The organism is Streptomyces sp. PA03-5A, assembly GCF_033792725.1.
GTDB lineage: Bacteria > Actinomycetota > Actinomycetes > Streptomycetales > Streptomycetaceae > Actinacidiphila.
On sequence record NZ_JARAVL010000016.1, the window covers coordinates 174,530 to 180,885 of the forward strand.

The following is a 6,356-nucleotide window of genomic DNA, read 5'->3' on the forward strand; positions in this document are numbered from 1 at the left end:
CGGGGGATCGATGCCTATCCACCAGCGGGGCAAGGGCCTGCAGGGCCCGGTCGTAGTCGCCGTCGCCGTGGTCCTCGCCGCAGTCCTGGCAGGCTGCGGTGGCGCTGACGACGACGGCAAAGCAGGGGCCACGCCGTCCGCGAAGACGAGCGTGCCGGGGAACGTGCAGAAGTCGAGTCCGGCGCCGTCCGGCGAGCCGAAGCAGATACTCGCCCAGATGAAGGGCGAGAAGGACATCACCGTCACGATCAACGAGGCGACCCGGGATCCGGGCGGCTTCGTCACGGTGAAGGGTGCGATCACCAACAACGGTGACTCGGCCTTCAACGCCGCCACCTGGCGCGGCGACGAGCTCGCGGTCGCCAAGTCCGGGGCGTCCGTGGCCGGTGCCGTGCTGGTCGACGCGGTCGGCAAGAAGCGCTACTACGTGCTCCGCGACACCGACGGCATCTGCCTCTGCACGACCAAGCTGATCGGCATCCGGCCCGAGGAGACGAGGCCGTTCTTCGCGCAATTCCCGGCGCCGCCGGAAGGCACCACCGAGGTGGAGTTCCAGCTGCCAACGATGCCCCCGGCCAAGATCACGATCGCGGAGGGGTGAGCCGTGCCCCGTCCCCGTCCGCACCCCCGTCCCGGTGTCGCGACCGTGCTCGGCCTCGCGCTCGTGCTCACTCCGCTCACCGCCGCGAGCGCGCGGGCGGACGACGACCCGACGGCGCAGCCCACCCCGTCCGCGCCCACGAAGGTGGACGCGGCTGACCCGGACCTGCAACTGCCCGAGGGGGCGACGCTGGCGCCGCCCAAGGTGCTGGACATCGTCTCCGTGTCGGACGCGTCGTCCTCCGAGGACGCCTCGGCCGACGACGGCGAGGAGCGGCACGAGGAGTCGAACTCCTCGGTCACCTACGCCCTTCAGGCGGACGTCCTGTTCGGCAGGGACAGCGCCAAGCTGAACGCGACGGCCACCGCCCGGATCAAGGCCATCGCGTCCGACATCGATGCCAAGGACGTCACACAGCCGATCCGCGTGTTCGGCTTCACGGACAACCTGGGCTCGTACGAGCACGGCAAGGTGCTGTCCAAGAAGCGGGCCGACGCCGTCTACAAGATCCTGGCGGAGGAGCTCGGTTCGCTCGGCAACTCCGTCCACTCGTTCCAGGTGCGCGGGTACAGCGAGGACTACCCCATCGCCGACAACTCCACCGAGACGGGCCGCAAGCAGAACCGCCGCGTGGAGATCACGTTCCGTCCGTCGTAGCGTCGGGGGCCGCCGGTCAACCGAACGGCTCACCCACGTGGGTAAGGCGCGGCGACAGAGCCCTTGAATTCCGGGCCAAAGGTCCGGTGCTTTCCGTGACGGAGCGTATGCGGTGCGGATGTGGCGTCGGTGGACGAGTCGGCGCATTCGCGGCCATTCGGTCTAATCGCCCGGCGATCGAGCCACTTCTTCGAGGGAACCTTCACATCTCCCTCATGACCTTGGACCTGGAGAGCGGTTCCGGCGCGGTACCTTGGAATCCCCCCCCTCGGGCCGGTCCGCTCTCCCCCCCTGCGGACCGGCCCGTCTTCTTTTCCCCGCGTCTCACTCCGTCAGGAACGGCCGCACGCACGCCAGGAACAGGTCCGGCCGCTCGTTGTACGCCTCGTGCGCCGTGGGCAGGGTCGCGAACGTGGCGCCGGGCGGCAGCGAACGGCGGGCCCGGCGACCGTCGGTGAGCACGGGGAGCAGCGGATCGCGGCGGCCCCAGAGCAGCAGGACGGGCGGGACGACCCCCGGCAGGACGCCGCTCAGCCCGAATCCGGGCGCGGCGAAGGCGCGCCACAGGGCGCAGTGCACCGCGAGCCGGCCGGCGTCGGCACGGACGCCACGGGCGCGTTCGTACGTCGCGCGGGCGCTGCTCGTACGGAGCCGGCCCAGGTAGGCACGGGCCAGCGGGGCGATGAGGCGCGCGGCGCTGGACGGACGTCCCATCACGGCACGGCAGAACCAGCGGGTCACCGGGGTGAGCCGGGTGAAACCGGCCGGGTCGACCAGGACGAGCCCGGCCACCTGCGCCGGGCGGCGCTCGGCCAGCCGTACGGCGGCCCAGCCGCCCACGCTGTTGCCGACGACGTAGACGCGCGGCGCGCCGCCGCGCGCGATGGCGTCGAGGGCGCGCTCGGCCACGTCCGCGAGTCCATCGGGGGTGACGGAGTGCGGGGCGGCGGCGGTGGAGCGGCCGTAGCCGGGCCAGTCGAGGGCGAAGACCTCGCGTTCCGCGGCGAGTCCGGCCGCGACGGCTCCGTAGTCCCGGCTGTCGCCGGGGTTGGCGTGCAGCAGCAGCACGGGCGTGCGCGGGGTGCCGGTGGCCGGGGTGCCGAGGCGGTGCAGGGCGACGTCGCCCAGCGGGGTGGCGAGCACGGTGTGGCCCATGGCGGGAGCGTAGTGCCGGTGCGGCACCGCCAACGCTCCCTTCCCTGCGCCCGGTTGGGTGAGCTTCGGCACCCGCCCCGGCGGGAACCGACCGGGCGCGCCGGGTGTCTCCGTACGACAACGGGGGCGGTCGCCCCCGGCGCGACGACGGGGGATGTCGATGGAAGCCGCGATACCGGTGCTCTTTGTCGTGATGGCCGTACTGATCACGCTCGTACCGCTGGTGGTCGCGGTACGCGCGGGCCGTCGCGTGCTGTGGATACGGCGGGCCGTGCACGGCGGGCTCCGCGCCGAGGGGCGCTGTGTGCGGGTCTACACGACCGTGGGCTCGACGGGTGAGGGCCCGACCCACTCGCGGCAGCACTTCGTCTTCGAGTTCCGGACCGCCGACGGGCGCGACGTGCGCTTCGAGGACCCGGGGGCGCCGGGCACGACGATCGAGGGCGACCACCTGACGGTCGCCTACGTCCCCGAGGCACCCGAGCACGCGCTGGTCGTCCCGGCCGGCTACCGGGTGCCGTACGGCCAACTGGCGCTGACGCTGGTCTTCCTGGGGATCTTCCTGGCCGCGGGGATCCTGTTCCTCGTCATCGGCGCACAGTCCCCCGGCTTCCCCGGCTCCGCGGACTTCGGCGGCGGCGGGTTCTAGACGGCCGCCACGGCCGCCCGCAACGGACGGGACGAGGCAGGGGTCACGCCTGCGCCTCCACCGTCACCGCCGCCCCCGGCACCAGGCCCCACGCCGCCATCGCGCCGGCCTCCGCCTCCAGCACGTGACGGGCCCGCAGCCGCGGGCGGCCCAGCCGGCCGGGCGGCATGGTGCGGACGGCGAGGACCCGCAGGCGACGGTCGAGGTAGGCGACGTCGATGGCGAAGCGCATGCCCAGGGTGTGCACGCTCGCGGCGGGCGTGAGCAGCAGCGCCCCGCTGATCCCGGTTCGGCCCAGCAGCCCCCGGGTGCGGGCCCGGTAGGAGGCAGCGATCTCCAGCGGTATCCCCGCGCCGTCCGGCGTCACCGCGCCGTCCGTGCCGTGGCCGCCGGTGAGGTGCAGCAGCCCGGTCCCGTCGCGCCGGCGGTCACCCATGCGGCTCACGTCCCTTCGCGTGGTGCGCCCGTGTACGGTCGGGCCCGATGCATGTCTATCCGATCGCCGCGGCCGTCGTGTGGGGAACCGTCGCGGGGCTCGCCCTGCCGCGTCCGGCGTACCGGCTGTCCGTCGCCCCCGAGCAGCCCTGGCGGGCCCGGTGCCCGGCGGACGTGCCCTACCCGGCCGGCCGGCGCGGCTGGTGGGGGCCGGTGCGCAACGCCGGGAAGCCGGCCGCCGGATGGCGCTACGCCCTGGTGACCGCCGTGGTCAGCGCGGCCGTCGCGGCGGGCACCGGGCCGCGCCCCGAACTGACGGTGTGGCTGCTGCTCGTCCCGCTCGGAGTGCTGCTGGCCCGCGTCGACCTGACGGTGCTGCGGCTCCCGGACGTGCTGACGCTGCCCGCCGCCACGGGGACGGCGGCTCTGCTGGGGGCGGCCGCGCTGCTCCCGGGCCATGAGGGCTCGTGGCCCCGGGCGCTGCTGGGGGCGGCCGTGCTGGGGCTGTTCTACCTCGTGCTGCACCTGGTCAACCCGGACGGCATGGGCTTCGGCGACGTCAAGCTCGCCCCGACCGCGGGCATGGTCCTCGCCTGGTACGGGTGGGGGACGCTCGCCGCCGGCACCTTCGCGGCCTTCGCGCTGGGCGCCGTCACGGGCCTGGTGCTGCTGGCGGCCCGCCGCGCCGAGCGCCGTACGCCGCTGCCCTTCGGTCCGTTCATCCTGGCCGGCGCCCTGGCCGGACCGCTGCTGCCGTCCTGACCGGGGCGCCCGCCGACCTCACGCGTCGCTGCTGCGGGACCAGAGGTTGACGCCCGACTCGAGGGCGAACTCGTCGATCTCGGCGAGATCCTCGGCCGTCAGCGGGGCGGCACCCACCGCCGCGACGTTGGCCTCCAGCTGGGCGACGCTCGACGCCCCGATGAGCGCCGAGGTGATCCGCTTGTCGCGCAGCACCCAGCTCAGCGCGAGCTGTGCCAGCGACTGACCGCGCCGGGCGGCGATGCCGTTGAGGCCGCGCAGCCGCCGTACGACCTCGTCGGTGATCAGGGTGGGGTCGAGGGACTTGCCCTGGGCGGCCCGGGAACCCTCGGGGATGCCATTGAGGTACTTGTCCGTCAGCAGGCCCTGGGCCAGGGGGACGAAGGGGATGCAGCCCATGCCCTCCTCGTCCAGGACGTCCAGGAGACCGTCGTCCTCGACCCAGCGGTTGATCATGGAGTACGAGGGCTGGTGGATCAGCGCCGGGACGCCCATCTGGCGCAGCAGCGCGGCGGCCTCACGGGTGCGCTGCGCGCTGTAGGAGGAGATGCCGACGTAGAGCGCCTTGCCCTGCCGGACGGCGGACGCGAGGGCGCCCATCGTCTCCTCCAGCGGCGTGTCGGGGTCGAAGCGGTGCGAGTAGAAGATGTCGACGTAGTCCAGGCCCATCCGGTCCAGGGACTGGTCCAGCGAGGAGAGCAGGTACTTCCGGCTGCCCCACTCGCCGTACGGGCCGGGCCACATGTCGTACCCCGCCTTGGTCGAGATGACCAGTTCGTCGCGGTAGGGCCGGAAGTCCTGGGCGAGGATGGTCCCGAAGTTGCTCTCGGCGGAGCCGTAGGGCGGGCCGTAGTTGTTGGCCAGGTCGAAGTGCGTGACGCCGAGGTCGAAGGCGCGGCGCAGGATGGCGCGCTGCGAGTCGAGCGTGCGGTCGTCGCCGAAGTTGTGCCAGAGCCCGAGGGAGATCTCGGGGAGCTTGAGGCCGCTGCGGCCGGTACGGCGGTACGCCATCGCGTCGTAGCGCTCGTCGGCGGCGCGGTAGAGAGAACGAATATCCACAGAAGCGGTCCTATCACGACGGTGGTCCACAGCCCCGCACCCGGTTCGGCGGCCCGAGGGGAGGCGCAGTAGGGTGGCGAAGGGGTGACGACCGCAGGAGGGGCCCGCCAATGAATCTGCGCGACCTGGTACGTCTCAGGTTGACCGACCTGTACGCCCACCGTGTGGAGCGCCGGCTCGACCTGTCGCAGGGCCCCAAGCACATCGGCGTCATCCTCGACGGCAACCGCCGCTGGGCCAAGGCCGCCGCGCGGACGACCGAGCAGGGCCACCGGGCCGGCGCGGACAAGATCACCGAGGTCCTCGGCTGGTCCGAGGAGACCGGCGTCGAGGTCGTCACGCTCTGGCTGCTCTCGACGGACAACCTGGACCGCCCGGCGGAGGAACTCGTCCCGCTGCTCGGCATCATCGAGGACGCGGTCCGCGGGCTCGCCGCGACCGGCCGCTGGCGTGTCCACCACGTCGGCGCGAAGGACCTGCTGCCCGCCCGTACCCAGTCCGTCCTCAAGGAGGCCGAGCAGGCCACGGAGGGCGTCGAGGGCATACTCGTCAACGTCGCCGTGGGCTACGGCGGCCGCCAGGAGATCGCCGACGCGGTCCGCTCCCTCCTCCACGAGCACGCCGGCCGCGGCACGTCCATCGAGGACCTCGCGGAGATCCTCGACATCGACCACATCGCGGAGCACCTCTACACCCGCGGCCAGCCCGACCCCGACCTCGTCATCCGCACCTCCGGCGAGCAGCGCCTGTCGGGCTTCATGCTCTGGCAGAGCGCGCATTCGGAGTACTACTTCTGCGAGGTGTTCTGGCCGGCGTTCCGCAGGGTGGACTTCCTGCGGGCGTTGCGTGACTACGCGGCGCGGCACCGGCGCTTCGGGGCCTGAGCGCGGGCCCCGGCTCCCGGGGGTGCGGGGGGTGGCTCCCCGCGTGGATGCAGCATGCTCTGGCAGAGCGCGCATTCGGAGTACTACTTCTGCGAGGTGTTCTGGCCGGCGTTCCGCAGGGTGGACTTCCTGCGGGCGTTGCGTGACTACGCGG

At 72.9% G+C, this 6,356-nt stretch carries 8 protein-coding genes and 1 pseudogene; 6 read left to right on the plus strand and 3 right to left on the minus strand.

Annotation, left to right across the window (positions count from 1 at the left end; all coding sequences use genetic code 11):
• Positions 1 to 10: 10 nt before the first annotated feature.
• Together PV410_RS21520 and PV410_RS21525 are read left to right on the plus strand one after the other, a co-directional pair.
• Positions 11 to 601, plus strand: a complete 591-nt coding sequence (locus tag PV410_RS21520; RefSeq protein ID WP_500326795.1) for a hypothetical protein — start codon at positions 11 to 13, stop codon at positions 599 to 601.
• 3 nt (positions 602 to 604) lie between these two features.
• Positions 605 to 1,258, plus strand: coding sequence for an OmpA family protein (locus tag PV410_RS21525; RefSeq protein ID WP_500326797.1), 654 nt, complete (start codon positions 605 to 607; stop codon positions 1,256 to 1,258).
• A 324-nt stretch (positions 1,259 to 1,582) separates the two neighbouring features.
• Here the strand turns inward: PV410_RS21525 and PV410_RS21530 are convergent, their stop codons facing one another.
• Positions 1,583 to 2,413 carry an alpha/beta fold hydrolase gene (locus PV410_RS21530; RefSeq protein ID WP_500326799.1) on the minus strand — a complete coding sequence of 277 codons (831 nt, stop codon included), beginning with the start codon at positions 2,411 to 2,413 and terminating at the stop codon, positions 1,583 to 1,585.
• 160 nt (positions 2,414 to 2,573) lie between these two features.
• On the opposite strand from PV410_RS21530, the gene PV410_RS21535 reads away from it, so the two are divergent.
• Positions 2,574 to 3,062, plus strand: coding sequence for a DUF3592 domain-containing protein (locus PV410_RS21535; RefSeq protein WP_500326801.1), 489 nt, complete (start codon positions 2,574 to 2,576; stop codon positions 3,060 to 3,062).
• 43 nt (positions 3,063 to 3,105) lie between these two features.
• Here PV410_RS21535 and PV410_RS21540 read toward each other — a convergent pair whose 3' ends face one another.
• Positions 3,106 to 3,498 carry a DUF192 domain-containing protein gene (locus PV410_RS21540; RefSeq protein WP_500326803.1) on the minus strand — a complete coding sequence of 131 codons (393 nt, stop codon included), beginning with the start codon at positions 3,496 to 3,498 and terminating at the stop codon, positions 3,106 to 3,108.
• 47 nt (positions 3,499 to 3,545) lie between these two features.
• Here PV410_RS21540 and PV410_RS21545 point away from each other — a divergent pair, with 47 nt between their 5' ends.
• Positions 3,546 to 4,259, plus strand: coding sequence for a prepilin peptidase (locus PV410_RS21545; RefSeq protein ID WP_500326805.1), 714 nt, complete (start codon positions 3,546 to 3,548; stop codon positions 4,257 to 4,259).
• 18 nt (positions 4,260 to 4,277) lie between these two features.
• On the opposite strand, the gene mgrA is transcribed toward PV410_RS21545, so the two are convergent.
• Complete coding sequence (mgrA, locus tag PV410_RS21550; RefSeq protein WP_500326806.1) at positions 4,278 to 5,318, minus strand: L-glyceraldehyde 3-phosphate reductase; 1,041 nt, start codon at positions 5,316 to 5,318, stop codon at positions 4,278 to 4,280.
• A 110-nt stretch (positions 5,319 to 5,428) separates the two neighbouring features.
• Between mgrA and PV410_RS21555 the strand changes: the two genes are divergently transcribed.
• Positions 5,429 to 6,202 (plus strand): isoprenyl transferase, encoded by a 774-nt coding sequence (locus PV410_RS21555; protein ID WP_500326808.1) that lies wholly within the window; start codon positions 5,429 to 5,431, stop codon positions 6,200 to 6,202.
• A gap of 54 nt (positions 6,203 to 6,256) precedes the next feature.
• Positions 6,257 to 6,356: pseudogene (locus PV410_RS21560) on the plus strand (undecaprenyl diphosphate synthase family protein); the annotation flags it as partial.

Coding starts and splice junctions, on each gene's coding strand:
- PV410_RS21530 (WP_500326799.1), bottom strand. CDS start 2,413: ATGGGCCACACCGTGCTCGCCACCCCGCTGGGCGACGTCGCCCTGCAC.
- PV410_RS21555 (WP_500326808.1), top strand. CDS start 5,429: ATGAATCTGCGCGACCTGGTACGTCTCAGGTTGACCGACCTGTACGCC.
- PV410_RS21540 (WP_500326803.1), bottom strand. CDS start 3,498: ATGGGTGACCGCCGGCGCGACGGGACCGGGCTGCTGCACCTCACCGGC.
- PV410_RS21520 (WP_500326795.1), top strand. CDS start 11: ATGCCTATCCACCAGCGGGGCAAGGGCCTGCAGGGCCCGGTCGTAGTC.
- PV410_RS21545 (WP_500326805.1), top strand. CDS start 3,546: ATGCATGTCTATCCGATCGCCGCGGCCGTCGTGTGGGGAACCGTCGCG.
- PV410_RS21535 (WP_500326801.1), top strand. CDS start 2,574: ATGGAAGCCGCGATACCGGTGCTCTTTGTCGTGATGGCCGTACTGATC.